This window comes from Blastococcus sp. SYSU DS1024 (assembly GCF_054050795.1).
In genome coordinates this window covers 327,987-349,126 of the sequence record NZ_JBJHAA010000002.1, presented here as the reverse complement: position 1 = coordinate 349,126, position 21,140 = coordinate 327,987, and the positions used below count along the sequence as shown (strand labels likewise).

The following is a 21,140-nucleotide window of genomic DNA, read 5'->3' as shown; positions in this document are numbered from 1 at the left end:
CGCCCGGTCCTCGACGCCGGACGACGGGTCCCCCCGACCACGAGGACGGACGATGATCCCCAACCCGCTGCGCGACCCGCGGGACCGCCGGCTGCCCCGCGTGCCCGAACCGTGCGCCCTGGTCGTCTTCGGCATCACCGGCGACCTGGCGCGCAAGAAGCTGCTCCCCGCCGTCTACGACCTCGCCAACCGCGGCCTGCTGCCCACGAACTTCGCCCTGCTCGGCTTCGCCCGCCGTGACTGGGGCGACACCGAGTTCGCCGAGCTGGCCCGCGACGCAGCCCGGCGCAACGCCCGCACGCCCTGGCGCGAGGAGGTCTGGGAGCGCCTGGCCGGCACGGTCCACTTCGTGCAGGGCAGCTTCGACGACGACAACGCCTTCGACGAGCTGGCCGAGCACCTGGCCGAGCTGGAGGGCAGCCACGGCATCGGCGGCAACGCGGCGTTCTACCTGTCGATCCCGCCCGCGATGTTCCCCGTCGTGCTGAAGCAGATGCAGCGCACCGGCATGGCCGAGAGCACGTCCGAGCGCTGGCGCCGGATCGTGGTCGAGAAGCCGTTCGGCACCGACCTGGAGTCCAGCCGGGAGCTCAACGCGCTGGTGGACTCGGTCTTCACGGCGGACGACGTCTTCCGCATCGACCACTACCTGGGCAAGGAGACCGTCCAGAACCTGATGGCGCTGCGGTTCGCCAACAGCCTCTTCGAGCCCGTCTGGAACGGGCACCACGTCGACTCGGTGCAGATCACCATGGCGGAGGACGTCGGCATCGGCGGACGGGCCGGGTTCTACGAGAAGACCGGTGCGGCGCGGGACGTGCTGCAGAACCACCTGCTCCAGTTGCTGGCGCTGACCGCGATGGAGGAGCCGGTCGAGTTCTCCGCGGAGGAGATCCGCACCGAGAAGCTCAAGGTGCTGCGGGCGGTCTCGCTGCCCGAGGACCTGCGCACGTTCGCCGTCCGCGGGCAGTACCAGCAGGGGTGGCTGGCCGGGCAGCGCGCCAAGGCCTACCGGCAGGAGGACGGCGTCGACCCCGGATCGACGACCGAGACCTACGCGGCGGTGCGCCTGGGTGTGGAGACCCGGCGCTGGGCCGGGGTGCCGTTCTACCTGCGCACCGGCAAGCGGCTGCCGCGCCGGGTCACCGAGATCGCCCTGGTGTTCAAGCGGGCACCGCACCTGCCGTTCGCCGAGACCGACACCGAGGAGCTGGGCAACAACCAGCTGGTCGTGCGGGTGCAGCCCGACGAAGGGGTCACCCTCAAGTTCGGGTCGAAGGTTCCCGGAAGCGTCATGGAGGTCCGGGACGTGTCCATGGACTTCCTCTACGGCGAGCAGTTCACCGAGAGCAGCCCCGAGGCCTACGAGCGGCTGCTCCTCGACGTCCTGCTCGGCGACGCCACCCTCTTCCCCCGCAACGCGGAGGTGGAGGCGTCCTGGGCGGTCATCGACCCGTTGCAGGAGTTCTGGCAGGGCAGCGACCCCTATCCCTACCGGGCCGGCGAATGGGGCCCGCGGGCCGCCGACGAGATGCTCGCGGCCGAGGGCCGCCGCTGGCGGCGACCGTGACCGGCCCGCGCACCGACGGCCCGCACCCGACGCGAGCGGAGGAGACCCCGTGACGACCCTCTGGGACACCACCGGATCCGCGGTGGTGAAGGAACTGGCCGCCCAGCGGCGCACCGGCGGAGCGGTCCTGTCCGGCGTCGCGCTGACGCTGGTCGTCGTCGCCGACGAGAGCCGGGTGACCGAGGCGGAGGAAGCGGCGACGCACGCCGCCGAGCTGCACCCCTGCCGGCTGCTCATCGTGGTGCGCCGGCAGATCGACGCCCCCGGCCCCCGGCTGGACGCCGAGGTCCTCATCGGCGGGCGCCTCGGCCCGGGGGAGGCGGTCGTGATGCGCATGTACGGGCGGCTGGCCCTGCACGCCGAGTCGGTCGTGCTCCCGCTGCTGGCTGCCGACGCCCCGGTGGTCACCTGGTGGCACGAAGCTCCGCCGGAGCGGATCGCCACCGACGCCCTCGGGGTCTTCGCCGACCGCCGGATCACCGACACCTCGCTCGCCGAGGACCCCCTGGCGGCCCTGCGGGTCCGGGCCGAGGACTACGCCCCCGGCGACTCCGACCTGGCGTGGACCCGCAGCACCGCCTGGCGCGCGGCGCTCGCCTCGACGCTGGACTCCGTGTCCGGCCGACGCGGCGACGCCGTCCGCCTGCGGGGCGGCACGATCGAGGGCGACCCGCACAACGCCACCACCCGGTTGCTGGCAGGGTGGCTGTCCTCCCGCGGCGGCTGCCCGATCGACGTCACCACCGCCGAGCGCCGGACCGGACCGAGCGGCGTGGAGGCCGTCACGCTGCAGCTGGACCGGGACGAGGAGGTGCGGATCCGCGCCGACCACCGGGGCGGCGCGGTCATCACCCAGCCTTACCGGCCCGACTCGAGCGTGGCCCTCCCCGATCGGCCGCTCGGGGACCTGCTCAGCGAGGAACTGCACCGGCTGGACCCCGACGAGCCCTACAGCGATGCGCTGGAGGCGGCGACCGGCCTCACCGGGCTGTCGGACCGTGCACCGGTCCGGAAGCACGTGTGGTTCGACCCCGCTGCCCCGGGCGGATCCGGCGCCGGGCACGGCGCCACGGAAGGAGCAACCGGATGAGTCTGTCCCCTGGAGACCGGGTGTCCGCCGAACTGGCGGACGGTGACCGGCCCGTACCCGCCGTCGTGATCGAGCCGGACGCCGACCGGCTGGCCCGCGCGGTCGCCGAAGCGCTCGTCGCCCGCCTCGCCGCCGCCCAGGCCGTGCACGGCACCGCGTCGGTCGTGCTGACCGGCGGCGGAATCGGCATCGCCGTGCTGGACCGGGTCGCCGGGCTCGCCGCCGAGCCGGTACGGGAGACCGTGGACTGGACCGCCGTCGACGTGTGGTGGGGCGACGAGCGCTTCGTCCCCGCCGACGACGACGAGCGCAACGAGAAGCAGGCCCGCGCGGCGCTGCTGGACCGCGTCGGCGTCCCCGCGGAACGGGTGCACGCGATGCCGGCGTCCGACTCCGGGTGCGGGTCGCCCGAGGAGGCCGCCACGGCCTACCTGACGGAGCTGCGGGAGCACGCCGCCGAGGGGCGGGACCTGCCGCGCTTCGACGTGCTCCTGCTCGGCATGGGGCCCGAAGGTCACACGGCGTCGATCTTCCCGGACTCCCCCGCGGTCCGGGACACCCGGCCGGTGCTCGCCGTGCGCGACTGCCCCAAGCCGCCGCCCACGCGTGTCAGCCTCGGCTTCCCGGCGATCAACAGCGCCGAGGAGGTCTGGCTGCTCGTCGCCGGGGAAGGCAAATCCGAGGCCGTGGCGGCCGCGCTGAACGGGGCCGACCCGGTCGACCTCCCCGCCGCAGGGGTCCACGGCGCCCGGGCGACGCGCTGGCTGCTCGACGCCGATGCCGCCTCGCGTCTGCCCCGCTCCGCCGGCTGAGTCAGCCCCCGCGGCGCACGCGGAGCCGGTTCAAGGCCTCCTCGAGCAGGGCGTCGCCGTCGGCGTCGCTGCGCCGTTCACGCACGTACGCCAGGTGGGTCTTGTAGGGCTCGATCCGGGGCGCCGGCGGCGGGGCGCTGCGGTCCTGCCCGGCCGGCAGCCCGCAGCGCGGGCAGTCCCACAGCTCGGGCACCTCTGCCTCGCTCGCGAGCACCAGCCGCGTCTCGTGCCCGTTGGCGCACCAGAACGGGATCCGCCGCCGGGGCGCGGACTCGCCGCGCTCCACCTCGCCGACCGGACCCGCCCCGACCCGGGTGCCCCGGATCGCATTCCCACCAGCCACGTGCGCCCCCTGATCGTCGGTCCGGGTCGCGATGGCACCGACCACCGCGGGGGAAGTCTAGGGCTTGACGGGGCGTTCACCGGTCACGATTGCGTGCCGGTTGTGATTCAGCGCACGGGGCGCGAGGTCAGGGATTGACCTTGATCAGGATGCCCAGCGCCACGATGCACACGGTCCAGATCAGGGCGGTGAGCACGGTCAGCCGGTTGAGGTTCTTCTCGACCACCGACGAGCCCGACAGCGACGAGGACACCGAGCCCCCGAACATCGAGGAGAGCCCACCCCCCTTGCCGCGGTGCAGCAGGATCAGCACCACCAGCAGCAGGCTGCTGAGGACCAGCAGCACGTTGAGGAACAGCTCCATTGACCTCTCCGGAAGTGTCGGCGACCGGCGACGGACGCCAGTTCTCGGTTCGAGCGTAGCCGACCGGGACGGCTGCCCCGGTCAGCCCTGCCGACGCCGACCCGCGGCCGCCGGCGGGCTGCCGCACCGGACCGCTCTCGCTGCGATGCTCCCGCGGCTGTCAGCGGACCCCGGCGGTGGCGACGTCGTAGCCGTCGTACGGCCGCATGACCAGGCCGTTGCGCAGGCGCTGCCCGGCCAGGAGCTGGATGCGCGTCTCGGCGAGCGGGACGTAGGCGGCGCGTGCCAGCGCCGCCTCGGCGACCTCCGCCCACGCCACCTCCCCCGCCTTCGCCCGGTCGACCAGGGCATCGAGCTCCGGGTCGGCCAGCCGGGCGTGGTTGGGGTTGCCCACCCGGGCGATGCTGCGCCCGTCGACCAGCGGGACGAGGAAGGAGCCGGCGGTCGGGAAGTCCGCGGTCCGGGTGGCCAGCACGAGCCCGTACCCGCTGCGGGCCACGTTGTCCGGGTTGCCGACGTCGGTCGCGTAGAAGGTCGCCGGGTCCAGCGGGCGGACCTCCACGTCGATCCCGATCTCGCCCAGCTGGCCGGCGATCTCCTCGGCGACGTCGACACTGCTGCGGACGTCGGGCACGGCGAGGACGGTGGCGAACCCGTCGGGCTGCCCGCACTCGGCCAGCGCGGCGCGGGCGGCATCCAGGTCCGGGCCGTCGTCGCCGCCGTCCGGCCCGTCCGGCAGCGCCCGCGGCCACAGCTGGTTGCTGCGCACCGCGTCGACGGCGCCGCCGAGTGCCGACTGGACGGCCCGCCGGTCGACGGCCGCCGCGACGGCGGCCCGGCAGTCGGCGTCGTCCATCGGCGCGACGTCGGTGGGCAGCGCGAGCAGACGCACCGCGCCGGTGGTGACGTCGTCGACCCGGTCCAGCAGCTGCTCGCCGTCGTCCGCGGCGAGACGGGCCGTCGTCGCGGGCATCACCCCGGTGCCCGAGATGTCGAGATCGGCCGAGCCGGCGAGCAGCGCCTGGTCCCGCGCCAGTCCGGAGAGGTCCGTGCGCACCACCACGCTGTCGGGCAGCGCCGTCCGCACCTGGTCGGTGGCCGGGTCCCACTCCGGGTTCCGCTCCAGCAGGATGCCGGTCTCCGGGTCCACGGAGGAGATGGCGTACGGCCCGGAGGACACCGGGTCGGCGCCGTAGGCACCGCGGGTGTCGGCCTCCGCCGGCACCGGGCTGCTGGACGGCAGGGCCAGCACGTACGGCAGGTCCGGCTGCGGGGTGCGCAGGCGGAAGACGATCGTCCGGTCGTCGGGCGTCTCGATCGAGGTCAGGTCCGGGTCGTCCTCGTCGGTGGAGTACGGCCCCGGGTAGGGGTTGGCGGGGTCGTCGAGCAGGCCGACGAGGTAGGTGGGGCCCCCGACGATCACGTCGGAGGCGAAGGAGCGCTGGATCCCGTACTTGACGTCCGCACTGGTGATGGGCCGGCCGTCCTCGAAGCGGACGCCCTCCTTGAGGGTGAAGGTCCAGTGGAGCCCGTCCTCGGACACGGTGCCCAGGTCGGTGGCCAGGTCCGGGACGAGTTCGCCGGTCTCCCCCGGGGCGCTGGCGAACGTGACCAGGGTGCGGGCGTACAGCCGCATCAGGTTCCACACGCCCGGCAGGTAGGAGCGCTGCGGGTCCAGGCTGTCGACGGCGGGAGCGACCACCCGGAGCGTGCCGCCGCGCTCGTCCGACGGAGACCGGACACCCTCGATGCCGGCGTCGGGGCCGTCGGCGAGCACGGGGACGTCGGCCCGGCCGCCCGCACCGCCCAGGCAGCTGACGGCGAGGACGGCGACCAGCAGGATCACCGCCGCGGAGGCCAGCAGGCGCCGCGGGGACCAGTCCCGGGCCCACGGCGGGAGCCGGTCGGTCACCCGCTCCAACGTCGAAGGCTCCACCTGCTGCCCGTCCCCTTCCGTGTCCGGCCGGTGACGGGCAGCAGGGTTCAGCTACCGCCGGCGATCCGGCAGATCTGCGCGAACTCGTCGGCGTCCAGGCTGGCCCCACCGACGAGTGCGCCGTCGATGTCCGCCCCGGCGAGGATCCCGGCCGTGTTCGCGGCCTTCACCGACCCGCCGTAGAGGATACGGACGCGTGAGCCGGTCTCGGCGCCGAAGCGCTCGGCGAGCCGCGCCCGCAGCGCGCCGCAGACCTCCTGGGCATCCTCCGGGGTGGCCACCTCGCCGGTGCCGATCGCCCACACCGGCTCGTACGCCACCACGAGCCCGCCCACCTGCTCGGCGGTCAGGCCCTCGAGCGCGGCGTCCAGCTGCCGGGTGCAGTGCGCGACGTGGTCGCCGGCCTGGCGGACGTCGAGGCCCTCCCCCACGCAGACGATCGGCACGAGCCCGTGCCGCACCGCCGCCTGCACCTTGGCGGCCACCACGGCGTCGTCCTCCGCGTGCAGCGCCCGCCGCTCGGAGTGCCCCACCGTCACGTACGTGCAGGCGAGCGCGGCGAGCATGCCCCCGCTGACCTCACCGGTGTAGGCACCGGCGTCGTGGGCGGAGACGTCCTGGGCGCCGTAGCCGATCGCCAGCTTGTCGCCGGCCACCAGCGTCTGCACGCTGCGCAGGGCCGTGAAGGGCGGGAGGACGACGACCTCGGCGGCGTCGAGCTCCTTCTCCTTGAGGGAGAACACGACCTTCTGGACCAGCCCGATGGCCTCCAGGTGGGTCATGTGCATCTTCCAGTTGCCGGCGATGAGCGGCCGGCGGCCCTCCCGGGGCTGGGTGCGGCGGTCGTTGCGGGCCATCTCACTCCCCCGCTCGGTCGGCCAGCACGGCGAGGCCCGGGAGCTCCCGGCCCTCCAGGTACTCCAGTGACGCACCGCCGCCGGTGCTGATGTGCCCGTAGGCGTCCTCGTCGAGGCCCAGCACCCGCACCGCGGCTGCCGAGTCCCCGCCGCCCACGACCGACAGCCCGTCGACGGTGGAGACCGCCTGGGCCACCCCGCGGGTGCCCGCCTGGAAGGGGGCCAGCTCGAAGACCCCCATCGGCCCGTTCCAGAACACCGTGCGGGCGTCGCCCAGGGTGGTCCCGAAGAGCTCGACGGTGCGCGGGCCGACGTCCAGGCCCATCTGGTCGTCGGGGATGGCGTCGACCGCCACGGTGGTGGTCGGCGCATCCGCGCTGAACTCCGGCGCGCAGACGACGTCGACCGGGAGCACGATCCGGTCGCCGGCCTCGGCCAGCAGCCGGCGGCAGGTCTCGACCTGGTCGGCCTCCAGGAGCGACTTCCCGACCCCGTGCCCCTGTGCGGCCAGGAAGGTGAAGCACATCCCGCCGCCGACGAGCAGCCGGTCCACCTTCGGCAGCAGCGCCTCGATCACCGCCAGCTTGTCGCTGACCTTCGAGCCACCGAGCACGACCACGTACGGCCGCTCGGGCTCGGTGGTGAGCCGGGTGAGCACCTCGAGCTCGCGGGCGACCAGCCGCCCGGCGTAGCGCGGGAGCCGCTCGGCGACGTCGAACACCGAAGCGTGCGCCCGGTGCACCGCACCGAAGGCGTCGTCGACGTAGACGTCGGCCAGCGCGGCGAGCCGGTCGGCGAGCGCACCCCGCGCGGCGTCGTCCTTGGCCGTCTCCGCGGCCTCGAAGCGGACGTTCTCCAGCAGCAGGACCTCGCCGTCGCCGAGGGCGGCGGCCTTGGCCTGCGCGTCCTCACCGGCGACGTCGGACGCCACCGGGACCGTCGTCCCGAGCAGCTCGCCCAGGCGCGCGGCGACCGGCGCGAGCGAGTACTGCGGGTCGGGCGCACCCTTGGGGCGGCCGAGGTGGGCCGCCACGACCACCCGTGCCCCGGCCTCCCGCAGCGCCTGGAGGGTGGGCAGGCTGGCGCGGATCCGGCCGTCGTCGGTGATCGCACGGGTGGTCTTGTCCAGCGGGACGTTCAGGTCGGCGCGCAGCAGCACGCGCCGACCCGAGACGCCTTCGGCGATGAGGTCGTCGACGGAGCGCATCAGAGGGACTTGCCCACCAGGGTGGTGAGGTCGACGAGGCGGTTGGAGTAGCCCCACTCGTTGTCGTACCAGCCGAGCACCTTGGCCATCGGCCCGAAGACCTTGGTCAGCTTCGCGTCGTAGATGCACGACGACGGGTCGGTGACGATGTCGGAGGAGACGATCGGCGCGTCGGTGTAGGTGAGGTACTTGCCCAGCGGGCCGGCGGCGGCCTCGCGGTAGGCGGCGTCGATCTCGTCCGCCGAGGCCTGCTTCGTCAGCTGGACGGTGAGGTCGGTCGCCGAGCCGGTGGGCACCGGGACGCGGATGGCGTAGCCGTCGAGCTTGCCCTTGAGCTCGGGCAGGACCAGGCCGATCGCCTTCGCCGCACCGGTGGAGGTGGGCACCATGTTGAGGGCGGCGGCCCGGGCGCGACGCAGGTCCTTGTGCGGGCCGTCCTGCAGGTTCTGGTCGGCGGTGTAGGCGTGGATGGTGGTCATCAGGCCGCGCTCGATGCCGAACGCGTCGTTGAGGACCTTGGCCAGCGGGGCCAGGCAGTTGGTGGTGCACGAGGCGTTGCTGATGATCGTCTGCGAGCCGTCGTAGAGGCCGTCGTTGACGCCCATGACGATGGTGATGTCGTCGTCGGTCGCGGGCGCGGAGATGATGACCTTCTTCGCGCCACCGGCGTCGACGTGCTTGCGGGCGTCGGCGGCCTTGGTGAAGAACCCGGTCGACTCGACGACGACGTCGACGCCGAGGTCGCCCCACGGCAGGTTCGCCGGGTCGCGCTCGGAGAGGACCTTCATGGTCTTCCCGCCGATGGTGATGCCGTCGCCGTCGGCGGTCACGTCCTCCTTGAGGACGCCCAGGATGCTGTCGTACTTGAGCAGGTGGGCGAGCGCCTCGTTGCTCGTGAGGTCGTTGACCGCCACGATCTCGATGTCCTGACCGCTGGCGGCGGCGGCACGCCAGAAGTTGCGGCCGATCCGGCCGAATCCGTTGATGCCTACCCGGACCGTCACTGCAGACCTCCCATGGGAACCGTCACGTTGGCTACCGCGCGGACCGCGCGGCCTCGCTCCGTGCAGACCCTATCGGTCGGGGCGTAACGCGGCTCCCACTCGCCCTGCTCGGGCGCCCGCCCCTCGCCGATCGGGTCACCTGACCGTCCAGGGTCCTGGCGCAGGGACGGCGGTGAGCCAGGACCCCGCGAGGTGGGACGCCGGCCGGCCGGCGCCTGCACGTCGACGGGGCCGCCACCCCGGGGGTGGCGGCCCCGTCGACGAGACGGCTCCAGGCTGCTGGGCCAGGACGGCCGCTACTGGGTCAGCATGTCGTCGGTGACGACGGACTCCGTGTCGGGGATGCCGAGGTCCTTGGCCCGCTTGTCCGCCATGGCCAGCAGACGCCGGATACGGCCGGCGACCGCGTCCTTGGTCATCGGGGGGTCGGCCCGCTGGCCGAGCTCCTCCAGCGAGGCCTGACCGAACTCCAGGCGCAGCCGGCCGGCGACGAGGAGGTGCTCAGGAGCGTCCTCCCCGAGGATCTGCAGGGCCCGCTCGACCCGGGCGCTCGCGGCGACGGCGGCCCGCGCCGAGCGGCGCAGGTTGGCGTCGTCGAAGTTGGCCAGGCGGTTGGCGGTGGCCCGGACCTCGCGGCGCATCCGCCGCTCCTCCCAGGCGAGCACCGCGTCGTGGGCGCCCATGCGGGTGAGCAGCGCGCTGATCGCGTCGCCGTCCCGGACGACGACCCGGTCGGCGCCGCGCACCTCGCGGGCCTTGGCCGCGATGCCCAGGCGGCGGGCGGCCCCGACGAGGGCCATCGCCGCCTCCGGGCCGGGGCAGGTGACCTCCAGCGACGAGGAGCGGCCGGGCTCGGTCAGCGAACCGTGGGCGAGGAAGGCTCCCCGCCAGGCGGCCTCGGCGTCGTTGATGCTGCCGGACACGACCGCCGGGGGCAGACCCCGGACGGGGCGTCCACGCTGGTCCACCAGGCCGGTCTGGCGGGCCAGCCCTTCGCCGTGCTTGGCGATGCGGACCAGGTAGCGCACGCCGCGGCGGATGTTGCCGCCGGCGAGCACGCTCACCCCGCTGGTGTAGCCGTAGACCTCGCTGATGTCCCGCCGCAGCCGCCGGGCGACCGAGCCGGTGTCCAGCTCGGCCTCGATGACCACCCGACCACCCACGATGTGCAGGCCGCCGGAGAACCGCAGCAGCGCGGTCACCTCGGCCTTGCGCTCGGAGGTCTTCGTGCACTCCACCCGGGAGAGCTCGTCCTTCACCATGGCGGTCATCGCCATGTCCTCCACCCCCACGTTCCCCCGGGGTTTGCCGCCCCCGCAGTCCGGGTCAGCGTCATCTACGCCGTCCCCTCTCCCCCTCGTGCCGGCCGGTCGACCGTCCACCTGGTACCCGCTCGCACACCGCTACTCGTTCACCGCAGCCCGACCACGGAGGCCAGCGCCGCGGACAGCCGCACCGGGTCGTGCCGCGGCGCGCCGTCCGGCTCGGCGACCGGCGCCAGCAACAGCTCCGCGCCGCACCCGCGGACCGCGTCAAGCAGACCACAGCGGTCAACCACCGATTCCACGTCCGCGATCACGGTGTGCAACGCCACTCCGTCCAGATGGGCCTGCAACACGGACAGGTGCTCCTCCGGGGAGAAGCCGTCCGTCTCGCCGGGCTGCGGTTCCAGGTTCAGCACCACCACCACCCGCGCCCGGGTCTCCGCCAGCGCGGCGCGGAGCCGGGGCACGAGCAGGTGCGGCAGCACCGAGGTGTACCAGGAGCCGGGCCCGAGCGAGACCACGTCCGCCGCGGCGATGGCGTCGAGCACCGCGGGGTGCACCACCGGGTCGGCCGGCGCGAGCCGGATCTCGCGCACCCGGCCAGGCGTCGCCGCGATCGCCACCTGCCCGCGGATGGTGCGCACGCGGGCGGGGTCGTCCCGGTCGGCGGTCTCCACCCGGGCGACCAGGTCCAGCGGCTCGTCCGCCATGGGCAGCACCCGGCCGGCGGCGCCGACGAGCGAGCAGAGCTCGTCCAGCGCCCGGACGGTGTCACCGCCGAACATCTCCGTCAGCCCGGTCAGGAGCAGGTTGCCGACCGGGTGACCGGCCAGGACACCACTGCCGCCGAAACGGTGCTGGAACAGCGTCGCGAGGGTCTGCTCGCGCTCGGCCTCACCCGCGAGCGCCGCCAAGGCCATGCGCAGGTCACCGGGCGGCAGCACCGGCATCTCCCGCCGGATCCGCCCGGAGGAGCCGCCGTCGTCGGCCACGGTCACCACGGCGGTCAACGCCGGGGTGATCCGGCGCCAGGCGGACAGGGCAGCCGCCAGACCGTGGCCGCCACCGAAGGCGACCACCCGGGGGGCCTGCCCCGGGGCCGTCGGCCCTGCCACTACTCGCGCCCCAGGTCGCGGTGTCGGGCCACGGCGGCGATGCCCTCGGCGCCCAGCCGCCGGGCGAACTCCTCGGCGATCGCCACGCTGCGGTGCTTCCCGCCGGTGCAGCCGACCGCGAGCGTCAGGTAACGCTTGCCCTCACGGCGGTAGCCGGGCAGCAGCAGCCGCAGCACCTCGCTGTACCGGTCCAGGAACCTCGCGGCGTCCTCCTGCCCGAGGACGTAGTCCCGGACGTCGGCGTCGCGGCCGGTGTGGCTCCGCAGCTCCGGCACCCAGTGCGGGTTCGGCAGGAAGCGTGCGTCCACCACGAGGTCGGCGTCCAGCGGTAGCCCGTACTTGAAGCCGAAGCTCATCACCGTCGCGGTGAGGGGCGGGGTCTGGCCGTCGCGGGCGAAGGCGTTCTCCAGCGTGGCGCGCAGCTGGTGCACGTTGAGATCGCTGGTGTCCACCCACAGATCGGCCTCGCCGGCGATGCCGGTGAGCAGCGCGCGCTCGGCGGTGATCCCGTCGATGAGCGTGCCGTTGCCCTGCAGCGGGTGCTCCCGCCGGACGGACTCGTAGCGGCGGACCAGCACCTCGTCGCGGGCGTGCACGTACACCACCCGCGGCCGGTGCCCGGCCTCGGAGAGGACCCGGATGGCCTCCTGCAGGTCGCTGGAGAAGGCCCGGCTGCGGACGTCGACGACGGCGGCGAACCGGCGCAGGTCCCCGCGGGCACCCAGTTCCACCATCGGCAGCAGCAGCGCCGGCGGCAGGTTGTCCACGACGAACCAGCCGAGGTCCTCGAGCACCCGGCCGGCGCTGTTCTTCCCGGCCCCCGAGAGCCCCGTGACGACGACGACCTCGAGCGGCTGGGTCTCCGTGCTCGCCGGGTCCATCGCCGGCGAGACGTCGTTCTGGGGCCCGACCGGGAGCGTGGTGCCGGATCCCTCGGCCGGTGCCGCCTCGCTCTTCCTGCCGACGTCCGTGGTCACGAGGCCACCCGGCCGACCTCGGCGGTGGCGCCGGAGCCGGGGCGCGGCGCGCCCTGCTCGGCCGGGCCCTGCGGCGCGAGGGTGGTCTCCGCCGCCGGCGGCTGCCCCTCCTCGGGCGCCGGCACCGGCTCGGCCACCGCCATCTGCACCGCCTCCGCCGTCCGCCGGCCGATGCCGGGTACCGCCATGAGCTCCTCCACTGTCGCGGCCCGCAACCGTTTGAGCGAGCCGAACTGCTTCATCAACGCCTTCCGGCGCGTCTCCCCGAGCCCGGGGACGTCGTCCAGGAGGGACACCAGCATGCCGGTGGACCGCTTCTGCCGGTGGTAGGTGATGGCGAAGCGGTGTGCCTCGTCGCGCACCCGCTGCAGCAGGTAGAGCGCCTCCGAGGTGCGCGGCAGGATCACCGGATCGCTCTCTCCCGGCAACCACACCTCCTCCATGCGCTTGGCCAGGCCGCAGACGGCGACGTCGACGATGCCGAGCTCGTCCAGGGAGCGCGCGGCCGCGGCCACCTGCGGAGCGCCGCCGTCGACGACGAGCAGGTTCGGCGGGTAGGCGAACCGTCGCGGGCGCCCCTCCTCCGCGGCGATGCCCTGCTCGTCCCGGCGGTCGGCCTCGTCCTTGAGGTGGCGGGCGAAGCGGCGGCGCACGACCTCGGCCATGGCCGCGGTGTCGTCGGTGCCCTCGGTGACGGAGAACCGGCGGTAATCGGACTTCTTCGCCAGCCCGTCCTCGAAGACGACCATCGACGCCACCACGTTCGTGCCCTGGACGTGGCTGATGTCGATGCACTCGATCCGCAACGGTGCGTCGGCCAGCTCCAGCGCCTCCTGCAGCTCCGACAGCGCGAGCGAGCGGGCGGTCAGGTCGCTGGACCGCTTCACCCGGTGCCGGGCGAACGCCTCCTTGGCGTTGCGCTCGACGGTCTCCATGAGGCTGCGCTTGTCGCCCCGCTGCGGAACGCGCAGCGAGACCCGGCCGCCGCGGAGCTCCTCCAGCAGCTCGACGTAGACGTCGGCGTCGTCGGGCAGCTCGGGGACGAGCACCTCGCGCGGGACCGCTTCGCCGGCCTCGCCGACGCCGGTCTCCTCGTCGACCCCGCCGTACACCTGGAGGAGGAACTGCTCCACCAGCTCGCCGGTGGTGACCTCCTCGACCTTGTCGATGATCCAGCCCCGCTGCCCGCGCACGCGGCCCCCGCGGACGTGGAACACCTGGACGGCCGCCTCCAGCTCGTCCTGGGCGAAGGCGACGACGTCGGCGTCGGTGCCGTCGCCGAGGACGACGGCCTGCTTCTCCATCGCCCGCTTCAGCGCGCCGATGTCGTCGCGCAGGCGGGCGGCCCGCTCGTACTCCATCGCCGCCGCGGCCTCGCCCATCTCCCGCTCGAGCCGCTTGATCATCGACTCGGTGCGCCCGGCCATGAAGTCGCAGAAGTCGTCGACGATCCGCCGGTGCTCCTCGGCGCTCACCCGGCCCACGCACGGGGCGGCGCACTTGCCGATGTAGCCCAGCAGGCACGGCCGGCCGATCTGACCGGCGCGCTTGAAGACGCCGGTGGAGCAGGTCCGCGCCGGGAAGACGCGGGTCAGCGTGTCGAGGGTCTCGCGGATCGCCCAGGCGTGGGCGTAGGGACCGAAGTAGCGGACGCCCTTCTTCTTGGGCCCGCGCATGACCTGCAGCCTCGGGTACTCCTCGTTGAGCGTCACGGCGAGGCTCGGGTAGCTCTTGTCGTCCCGGTAGCGGACGTTGAAGCGAGGGTCGAACTCCTTGATCCAGTTGTACTCGAGCTGGAGCGCCTCGACCTCGGTGCCGACGACGGTCCACTCGACGCTCGACGCCGTCGTCACCATCTGGCGCGTGCGCGGGTGCAGGCCCGCGACGTCGGCGAAGTAGCTGTTCAGCCGTTGCCGGAGGCTCTTGGCCTTGCCCACGTAGATGACCCGGCCGTTCGGGTCGCGGAACTTGTAGACCCCCGGGGACTCCGGGATGGAGCCGACCGCCGGGCGGTACGTGGAGGGGTCGGCCATGTCCCCACCCTAGGTCGCCGCACCGACACGTCGGCAGCGAGCGCACCCGTCCGTCACAACCGCCCCAACGGTCGCGGGCAGGCGTCTAGCCCGGTCCGGCACCAGCGCGCCGCACCGGGCTCCAGGGCGCCGGCTCAGACGACCGGGCGGGACCGCCAGGGCGCGTGCGCGGTGAGTCCGGCGGTCGCGCGCTGCGCGAGGCGCACCGTCCGCCGCGCCAGCACCAGGGCGGAGACGGCTCCCGCGCCGCCGGCCGCGAACGTCATCACGCCCGACGCCCCACCGGTGAGGACGGACGCGGACAAGGCCAGCACGGCGAGCAGGACGATCGTCGACCGCACTCCCCCGCCGGACACGGGCGAGCCGCAGTTGGAGAGATCGGGGTCGCAGTCGGGCGTCAGCGCACTCATCGCTGTCCTCCTCCGAGGGACTCCGCCACGCTGCTCGAATGCTCTACGTGACGTCGGTCACAACGACAGTACGGCGACGGGGGCTGCCGTTCAACCCCCGAGGAGGCCTCCCCCGGTCCGCCGGCCCGCAGGTGCCCCGGCGGCCCACCCAGCACGCCCACGCGCGATCCGTCCTCTCCCCTGGCGCGCACGTCCGCCGGGGCGCCGCGTGGTTGGGCGATCGCGGTACCGGGCAGGCGCGACGGGTGGCCCGGAACGACGACCGGAAGAGGTGACCGATGGTCCCGACCCTCCCCGTGCCCGACAGCTCGCTGGCCCTGCTGCGCGACGGCTACGCCTTCGTCTCCCGGCGCTGCGACCAGCTCGGTACGGACGCCTTCCGCACCCGGTTGCTGCTGCAGCCGGCGGTCTGCATGCGCGGCGCCGAGGCGGCCCGGATCTTCTACAGCGGTGAGCGCTTCACCCGGACAGGGGCGTTCCCCTCGTCGGTGCTGCGCCTGCTCCAGGACGAGGGCAGTGTGCAGGCGCTGGACGGCGAACCGCACCGGCACCGCAAGGACATGTTCCTCACCGTCCTGCAGGGCACCGGCAGCGAGGCGATCACCGGGCGGCTGGCCGAGGAGTGGCGGCGCGCGGTGCCGCGCTGGCAGCGGGCCGGCCGCGTCGCGCTCTACGACGCGGTGAACGAGGTGCTGACCCGGACCGCGACCGGCTGGGCCGGCGTGCCGATGACCGAGCGGGACGTGCGGCTGCGCACCCGCGAGCTGTCGGCGATGGTGGATCACGCCGGCGACGTGGGGCCACGGAACTGGGCGGCCAGGGTGCTGCGCAACCGCTCGGAGCGGTGGGCGCGCCAGCTCGTCGACCGCACCCGCCGCGGGACCCTGCAGCCGCCACCCGGCAGCGCGCTGGCCGTGATCGCCGCCCACCGCGACACCGCCGGGGAGCCGCTCACCCTGCCGGCCGCCGGGGTGGAGCTGCTCAACGTCCTGCGGCCCATCGTCGCCGTCAGCCGGTACGTCGTGTTCGCGGCGCTGGCCCTGCTGCGGAACCCGTCCTGGTACGACACCTTCGCCGACGGCGACGACGCGGACCTGATGGCCTTCGTCGACGAGGTCCGCCGCTTCTACCCCTTCTTCCCGTTGATCGGCGGGCGGGTGCACCGGCCGTTCAGCTGGCAGGGGTACGACTTCCCGGTGGGCCAGCGGGTGCTGCTCGACCTGTACGGCACCAACCACGACCCACGGCTGTGGCCGGACCCCGAGGCCTTCCGCCCCGAGCGGTTCCGCGACTGGGACGGCGATCCGTACACGCTGGTCCCACAGGGCGCCGGCGAGTACCGCGACGACCACCGCTGCCCCGGTGAGCCGATGACGCGGCTGCTGATCGCGGAGGCGGTCCGGCAGCTGACCCGGTCGATGCGCTACCGGGTGGGGGTGCAGGACCTCAGCATCAGCCTGCGCCGGCTGCCGACGCTGCCCGCCTCCGGGTTCGTGGTCTCCGACGTCCGGCCGCTGCCGACGGCGGTTCCGGCCGCAGGCTGACCCGCCCCCGCCCCCGCCCCCGCGCCGTCGACGGCCCGCGCGCGGCGTGCGAGCGCGGGCCGGCGACGTCCACCGGTCAGCTGGCCTTCTTGCGCGCCCGCTTCTTCACCGGGCCGGCCGCCGCCGCGGCGATCGCGTCGGCGTCCAGCAGCGGCACCAGGTAGCGGCCGGTGTGGCTCTCGGGCACCGACGCGACGAACTCCGGGGTGCCCTCCGCGACGACGGTGCCGCCGCGGAATCCGCCCTCGGGCCCCATGTCGATGAGCCAGTCGGCGCTCTTGATGACGTCGAGGTTGTGCTCGATGACGATCACCGAGTTGCCCTTGTCGACCAGGCTCTGCAGGACCAGCAGCAGCTTGCGGATGTCCTCGAAGTGCAGGCCGGTCGTCGGCTCGTCGAGGACGTAGATGCTGCGGCCGTTGGACCGCTTCTGCAGCTCGCTGGCGAGCTTGACGCGCTGCGCCTCGCCGCCGGAGAGGGTGGTCGCAGGCTGGCCGAGGCGGACGTAGCCCAGGCCGACGTCGGTGAGCGTGCGCAGGTACCGGGCGATCGCCGGGATGGCCGCGAAGAAGTCCGCCGCCTCCTCGATCGGCATGTCGAGGACCTCGGAGACGGTCTTCCCCTTGTAGTGCACCTCGAGGGTCTCCCGGTTGAACCGGGCGCCCTTGCACACCTCGCAGGGCACGTACACGTCGGGCAGGAAGTTCATCTCGATCTTCAGCGTGCCGTCGCCCGAGCAGGCCTCGCAGCGGCCGCCCTTGACGTTGAAGGAGAACCGGCCCGGGAGGTACCCGCGGACCTTCGCCTCGGAGGTCTGGGCGAACAGCTTGCGGACGTGGTCCCACACGCCGGTGTAGGTGGCCGGGTTCGACCGCGGGGTGCGGCCGATCGGCGACTGGTCGACGTGCACGACCTTGTCCAGGTGCTCCAGCCCGGTGACGGTGCGGTGCCGGCCGGGCACCAGCCGCGCCCGGTTGAGCTCGTTGGCCAGGACGCTGTAGAGGATGTCGTTGACCAGGCTGGACTTGCCCGAGCCCGACACCCCGGTGACGGCCACCATGCAGCCGAGCGGGAAGGTGACGTCGACGCCGCGCAGGTTGTTCTCGCGGGCGCCCTTCACCACCAGCTCGCGGCCGGGCGTGAGCTCGCGACGCTGCTCCGGCACGACGATCTGCTTGCGGCCGGACAGGTACTGCCCGGTCAGCGACCGCTCGCTGGCGAGCAGGTCCTCGACCGTGCCGCTGACCACGACCTCACCGCCGTGCTCACCGGCGCCGGGGCCGATGTCCACGACCCAGTCGGCCATCTTGATGGTGTCCTCGTCGTGCTCGACCACGATCAGCGTGTTGCCCATGTCGCGCAGCCGCACGAGGGTCTCGATGAGCTTGGTGTTGTCGCGCTGGTGCAGCCCGATCGAGGGCTCGTCCAGCACGTAGAGGACGCCGACGAGCCCGGAGCCGATCTGGGTGGCCAGCCGGATCCGCTGCGCCTCACCGCCGGCCAGGGTGGCCGCCGGGCGGTCGAGGGAGAGGTAGTCCAGCCCGACGTCGACGAGGAAGGAGAGCCGGGCCTGGATCTCGCGCAGCACGCGGTCGGCGATCGCCTTCTCCCGCTCCCCCAGCTCCAGGGCACCCAGCCACTGCGACGCCTCGCCGATGGAGAGGTTGGTGACCTCCGCGATGGACCGCCCGTTGAGCTTGACCGCGAGGATCTCGGGCTTCAGCCGGGTGCCGTGGCAGACGGGACAGGGCACGTCGCGCATGTAGCCCTCGTACTTGTCCCGCATGTACTCGCTGTCGGTGTCGTCGTGCCGGCGCTCCAGGAACGGCAGGACACCCTCGAAGGCGGCGTAGTAGCTGCGCTCGCGGCCGTACCGGTTCTTGTAGCGCACGTGCACCTGGTCGGGCGAGCCGTGCAGGACCGCCTTCTGCACCTTGGCCGGCAGCCGCTCCCACGGATCGTCCATCGAGAAGCCGATCTGCTGCGAGAGACCGGTCAGCAGGCGGGTGAAGTACTCGTTGCTCATCGAGCTGGACCACGGGGCGATCGCGCCCTGGTTGAGGCTCTTGCCGGGATCGGGCACGACGAGCTCGGGGTCGACCTCCTTGCGCGTGCCGATCCCGGTGCACTCGCCGCAGGCGCCGAAGGGCGAGTTGAAGGAGAACGAGCGCGGCTCGAGCGCCTCGAACGACAGCCCGTCGTCGACGCAGGCCAGGTGCTCGGAGAAGGTGCGCTCGCGCGCGGGGTCGCCCTCCGGCAGGTCGACGAAGTCCAGGACGACCAGCCCGCCGGCCAGCCCGAGTGCGGTCTCCACCGAGTCGGTGAGCCGGCGCTTGGCGCTCTCCTTCACCGTGAGCCGGTCGACGATCACCTCGATGCTGTGCTTCTCCTGCTTCTTCAGCGTCGGTGGTTCGGTGAGCGGGTGCACCGTGCCGTCGACGCGGACGCGGGAGAACCCCTGGGTCTGCAGCGAGCTGAACAGGTCCACGTACTCGCCCTTGCGGGCCCGCACGACGGGGGCGAGCACCTGGAAGCGGGTGCCCTCCTCCATCGCCAGCACCTGGTCGACGATCTGCTGCGGCGTCTGCCGCGAGATCGGCTTGCCGCAGTTCGGGCAGTGCGGCTGGCCGGCCCGCGCGTAGAGCAGCCGCAGGTAGTCGTAGACCTCGGTGATCGTCCCGACGGTCGACCGGGGGTTGCGGTTGGTCGACTTCTGGTCGATCGACACCGCCGGGGAGAGCCCCTCGATGAAGTCCACGTCGGGCTTGTCCATCTGGCCGAGGAACTGGCGGGCGTAGGCCGACAGCGACTCGACGTACCGCCGCTGCCCCTCGGCGAAGATCGTGTCGAAGGCGAGGCTGGACTTGCCCGACCCCGACAGCCCCGTGAAGACGATGAGCGCGTCGCGGGGGAGGTCGATGTGGACGTCCTTGAGGTTGTGCTCGCGGGCGCCGCGGACGACGAGCCGGTCCATGTGATCCCTGTCGGTCGCTGGTGTGGTGCGGTGGTGGCCTGGACGGCGGCGGTCGTGGTCCGGTCGCGGCCCAGCCGGTGCAACACCGGCGCTGCCCGCGGTCGTCCACCCGGCGCTGTGAGCTGCGCCCGGTCACCGGGCGGCCACTGCCGGCCCGGGCCTCAGGCCGTCGTCGCGGTGGGGTCGAAGACGGGCGCGTACCGGCGCCAGGGCCGGCGGGACTCCAGCTCGCCGACGATCCAGAGTAGCCGCTCCTCGGCACCCGGCGGCCCGACGAACTGGACCGGCACGGGGGGCCCGTCCGGCCGGGCGCCGGCCGGCAGGACCGCGGCCGGGATACCCGCGAGGTTCCAGGCCGCCGTCCACGGGGCCCAGCGCGCGTTGGCGGTGAGGTTGGCCAGGAAGGACCGCTCGTGCCAGGGCCGGGCGGGCAGCGGCGGACCGGTGGTGACCGGCGTGAGCAGCAGGTCGACGTCGTCGAAGAACCGCACCATCCGCTGCCGGAAGCGCTCCTGCGTCCGGGGCCGCACCAGCCCGAGCCGGCGCACCAGCCGGCCGACGCGGGCGTGCGTGCGGCTGCGGGGCTGCAGCCGCGCGCGGTCGATGCCGAGGAACTCCGCGTCGTCCTCCGCCCCGGCCATCCACCGCGCGAGCGCGCCGGCCGCGGCGGCCGGGGTGACCGGCGGGTTCCGGCGGACCACCGTGTGCCCGGCCGCGCGCAGCTGGTTCACCACGGCCTCGACCGCCGCGCGGGTGGCCTCGTCGGCACCGACGCCGGGGAGCGGCGAACGGGTGCTGACGGCGATCCGCAGCGGGCGGCCGGGCGCGGCCGGGGCCGCGGGCTTCTCCCCCGCCAGCACCGCGTGTGCGACCGCGAGGTCGGCGACCGTGGTGGCCAGGGCGCCGTTGACGGCCATGCCCGACCAGTCGTCGGCACCGATGCCACCCGGCACCACCCCGGCACCGGGCTTGAGCGTCACCAGCCCGCAGGCCGCAGCGGGCAGCCGGAGCGAGCCCATGCCGTCGTTGCCGTGGGCGAGCGGGACCGCGCCGGAGGCCACCGCCGCCGCGCTGCCGCCGGAGCTGCCCGCCGGCGAGAGGGCGGTGTCCCAGGGGTTGCGCGTCACCGTGCCCGGGCCGTCGGTGGCGGCGTACAGGCACAGCTCGGGCGCCCGGGTGATGCCGACGACCACCGCACCGGCCTTGCGCAGCCGGGTGACGACCTCGTGGTCGCGGCGCTCCGGGCCGCTCTCCCGGGCCGGCGAGCCGTCGGTGCACACCTCACCGGCCACCGGCACGTTGTCCTTCACCGCCACCGGCACACCGGCCAGCGGGAGGGCGAAGCGGGTGAGGCTCGCGTCCACCGCGGCGGCCTCGGCCAGCGCCGCCTCGCGCCGGACGACGCGGAAGGCGCCGATCCGCGCGTCGACCGCCTCGATGTGGTCGAGGTGCGCGCGGACCACCTCCACCGCCGTCAGCTCGCCCGCGCGGACCCGCGCCGCGATCTCCGTGGCCGTGAGCCCGACGATCCGCGCACCGGGCTCCTGCGCCCCGTCGTCCTGAGCGGTGCCGACACCTCCGCTAGCGTCCATGCCTGGACCGTAACGGCGCCCGCCGACACTTTCCGAACGGAGTCCGG

General features: G+C 73.7%; 17 protein-coding genes. 4 read left to right on the top strand and 13 right to left on the bottom strand.

What is annotated here, in order from left to right:
• Nucleotides 1-52 precede the first annotated feature (52 nt).
• Genes zwf through pgl form a run of 3 tightly spaced genes read left to right on the top strand, consistent with a single transcriptional unit; the run spans nucleotide 53 to nucleotide 3,472 of the window.
• A complete protein-coding gene (gene zwf / locus ACI79S_RS03290) occupies nucleotides 53-1,570 on the top strand; it encodes a glucose-6-phosphate dehydrogenase (RefSeq protein WP_456592013.1) in 1,518 nt (505 codons plus the stop codon).
• A gap of 49 nt (nucleotides 1,571-1,619) precedes the next feature.
• Complete coding sequence (locus ACI79S_RS03285) at nucleotides 1,620-2,660, top strand: glucose-6-phosphate dehydrogenase assembly protein OpcA (RefSeq protein ID WP_456592012.1); 1,041 nt, start codon at nucleotides 1,620-1,622, stop codon at nucleotides 2,658-2,660.
• A complete protein-coding gene (gene pgl, locus ACI79S_RS03280; RefSeq protein WP_456592011.1) occupies nucleotides 2,657-3,472 on the top strand; it encodes a 6-phosphogluconolactonase in 816 nt (271 codons plus the stop codon). Before ACI79S_RS03285 ends, pgl begins: the two co-directional genes overlap by 4 nt.
• A gap of 1 nt (nucleotide 3,473) precedes the next feature.
• Here pgl and ACI79S_RS03275 read toward each other — a convergent pair whose 3' ends face one another.
• The 11 genes from ACI79S_RS03275 to ACI79S_RS03225 all read right to left on the bottom strand — a co-directional run bounded on the left by ACI79S_RS03275 (nucleotide 3,474) and on the right by ACI79S_RS03225 (nucleotide 14,983).
• Nucleotides 3,474-3,815, bottom strand: a complete 342-nt coding sequence (locus ACI79S_RS03275; protein WP_456592010.1) for an RNA polymerase-binding protein RbpA — start codon at nucleotides 3,813-3,815, stop codon at nucleotides 3,474-3,476.
• A 127-nt stretch (nucleotides 3,816-3,942) separates the two neighbouring features.
• Nucleotides 3,943-4,179, bottom strand: a complete 237-nt coding sequence (gene secG / locus ACI79S_RS03270) for a preprotein translocase subunit SecG (protein WP_456590329.1) — start codon at nucleotides 4,177-4,179, stop codon at nucleotides 3,943-3,945.
• A gap of 160 nt (nucleotides 4,180-4,339) precedes the next feature.
• Nucleotides 4,340-6,091, bottom strand: coding sequence for an ABC transporter substrate-binding protein (locus ACI79S_RS03265; protein ID WP_456592009.1), 1,752 nt, complete (start codon nucleotides 6,089-6,091; stop codon nucleotides 4,340-4,342).
• Nucleotides 6,092-6,162: 71 nt separating this feature from the next.
• Nucleotides 6,163-6,972, bottom strand: a complete 810-nt coding sequence (gene tpiA / locus ACI79S_RS03260; protein ID WP_456592008.1) for a triose-phosphate isomerase — start codon at nucleotides 6,970-6,972, stop codon at nucleotides 6,163-6,165.
• Nucleotide 6,973: 1 nt separating this feature from the next.
• On the bottom strand, nucleotides 6,974-8,179 hold the full coding sequence (locus ACI79S_RS03255; RefSeq protein WP_456592007.1) for a phosphoglycerate kinase: 1,206 nt from the start codon (nucleotides 8,177-8,179) through the stop codon (nucleotides 6,974-6,976).
• Nucleotides 8,179-9,183: a type I glyceraldehyde-3-phosphate dehydrogenase gene (gene gap / locus ACI79S_RS03250; protein ID WP_456592006.1), complete on the bottom strand. Its 1,005-nt coding sequence runs from the start codon at nucleotides 9,181-9,183 to the stop codon at nucleotides 8,179-8,181. Before gap ends, ACI79S_RS03255 begins: the two co-directional genes overlap by 1 nt.
• A 296-nt stretch (nucleotides 9,184-9,479) precedes the next feature.
• Complete coding sequence (whiA, locus tag ACI79S_RS03245) at nucleotides 9,480-10,454, bottom strand: DNA-binding protein WhiA (protein ID WP_456590378.1); 975 nt, start codon at nucleotides 10,452-10,454, stop codon at nucleotides 9,480-9,482.
• Nucleotides 10,455-10,594: 140 nt separating this feature from the next.
• The gene (locus tag ACI79S_RS03240; RefSeq protein WP_456592005.1) at nucleotides 10,595-11,527 is read right to left on the bottom strand and encodes a gluconeogenesis factor YvcK family protein; all 933 of its coding nucleotides are present in this window, start codon (nucleotides 11,525-11,527) and stop codon (nucleotides 10,595-10,597) included.
• 35 nt (nucleotides 11,528-11,562) lie between these two features.
• A complete protein-coding gene (gene rapZ / locus ACI79S_RS03235; protein ID WP_456592004.1) occupies nucleotides 11,563-12,540 on the bottom strand; it encodes an RNase adapter RapZ in 978 nt (325 codons plus the stop codon).
• Nucleotides 12,537-14,573: an excinuclease ABC subunit UvrC gene (uvrC, locus tag ACI79S_RS03230; RefSeq protein WP_456592003.1), complete on the bottom strand. Its 2,037-nt coding sequence runs from the start codon at nucleotides 14,571-14,573 to the stop codon at nucleotides 12,537-12,539. Before uvrC ends, rapZ begins: the two co-directional genes overlap by 4 nt.
• Nucleotides 14,574-14,707: 134 nt before the next feature.
• Nucleotides 14,708-14,983, bottom strand: a complete 276-nt coding sequence (locus ACI79S_RS03225) for a hypothetical protein (RefSeq protein ID WP_456592002.1) — start codon at nucleotides 14,981-14,983, stop codon at nucleotides 14,708-14,710.
• A gap of 278 nt (nucleotides 14,984-15,261) precedes the next feature.
• Between ACI79S_RS03225 and ACI79S_RS03220 the strand changes: the two genes are divergently transcribed.
• The gene (locus tag ACI79S_RS03220) at nucleotides 15,262-16,527 is read left to right on the top strand and encodes a cytochrome P450 (protein ID WP_456592001.1); all 1,266 of its coding nucleotides are present in this window, start codon (nucleotides 15,262-15,264) and stop codon (nucleotides 16,525-16,527) included.
• A 76-nt stretch (nucleotides 16,528-16,603) separates the two neighbouring features.
• On the opposite strand, the gene uvrA is transcribed toward ACI79S_RS03220, so the two are convergent.
• Nucleotides 16,604-19,501 (bottom strand): excinuclease ABC subunit UvrA, encoded by a 2,898-nt coding sequence (gene uvrA, locus ACI79S_RS03215; RefSeq protein ID WP_456592000.1) that lies wholly within the window; start codon nucleotides 19,499-19,501, stop codon nucleotides 16,604-16,606.
• Between the two features lie 161 nt (nucleotides 19,502-19,662).
• A complete protein-coding gene (locus tag ACI79S_RS03210) occupies nucleotides 19,663-21,093 on the bottom strand; it encodes an amidase (protein WP_456591999.1) in 1,431 nt (476 codons plus the stop codon).
• Nucleotides 21,094-21,140: the final 47 nt, after the last annotated feature.

Bases quoted from the DNA above. Each gene is read 5' to 3' on its own strand.
- zwf (WP_456592013.1), top strand. From the start codon at position 53: ATGATCCCCAACCCGCTGCGCGACCCGCGGGACCGCCGGCTGCCCCGC.
- pgl (WP_456592011.1), top strand. From the start codon at position 2,657: ATGAGTCTGTCCCCTGGAGACCGGGTGTCCGCCGAACTGGCGGACGGT.
- secG (WP_456590329.1), bottom strand. From the start codon at position 4,179: ATGGAGCTGTTCCTCAACGTGCTGCTGGTCCTCAGCAGCCTGCTGCTG.
- tpiA (WP_456592008.1), bottom strand. From the start codon at position 6,972: ATGGCCCGCAACGACCGCCGCACCCAGCCCCGGGAGGGCCGCCGGCCG.
- ACI79S_RS03255 (WP_456592007.1), bottom strand. From the start codon at position 8,179: ATGCGCTCCGTCGACGACCTCATCGCCGAAGGCGTCTCGGGTCGGCGC.
- whiA (WP_456590378.1), bottom strand. From the start codon at position 10,454: ATGACCGCCATGGTGAAGGACGAGCTCTCCCGGGTGGAGTGCACGAAG.
- uvrC (WP_456592003.1), bottom strand. From the start codon at position 14,573: ATGGCCGACCCCTCCACGTACCGCCCGGCGGTCGGCTCCATCCCGGAG.
- ACI79S_RS03225 (WP_456592002.1), bottom strand. From the start codon at position 14,983: ATGAGTGCGCTGACGCCCGACTGCGACCCCGATCTCTCCAACTGCGGC.
- ACI79S_RS03220 (WP_456592001.1), top strand. From the start codon at position 15,262: ATGGTCCCGACCCTCCCCGTGCCCGACAGCTCGCTGGCCCTGCTGCGC.
- uvrA (WP_456592000.1), bottom strand. From the start codon at position 19,501: ATGGACCGGCTCGTCGTCCGCGGCGCCCGCGAGCACAACCTCAAGGAC.
- ACI79S_RS03210 (WP_456591999.1), bottom strand. From the start codon at position 21,093: ATGGACGCTAGCGGAGGTGTCGGCACCGCTCAGGACGACGGGGCGCAG.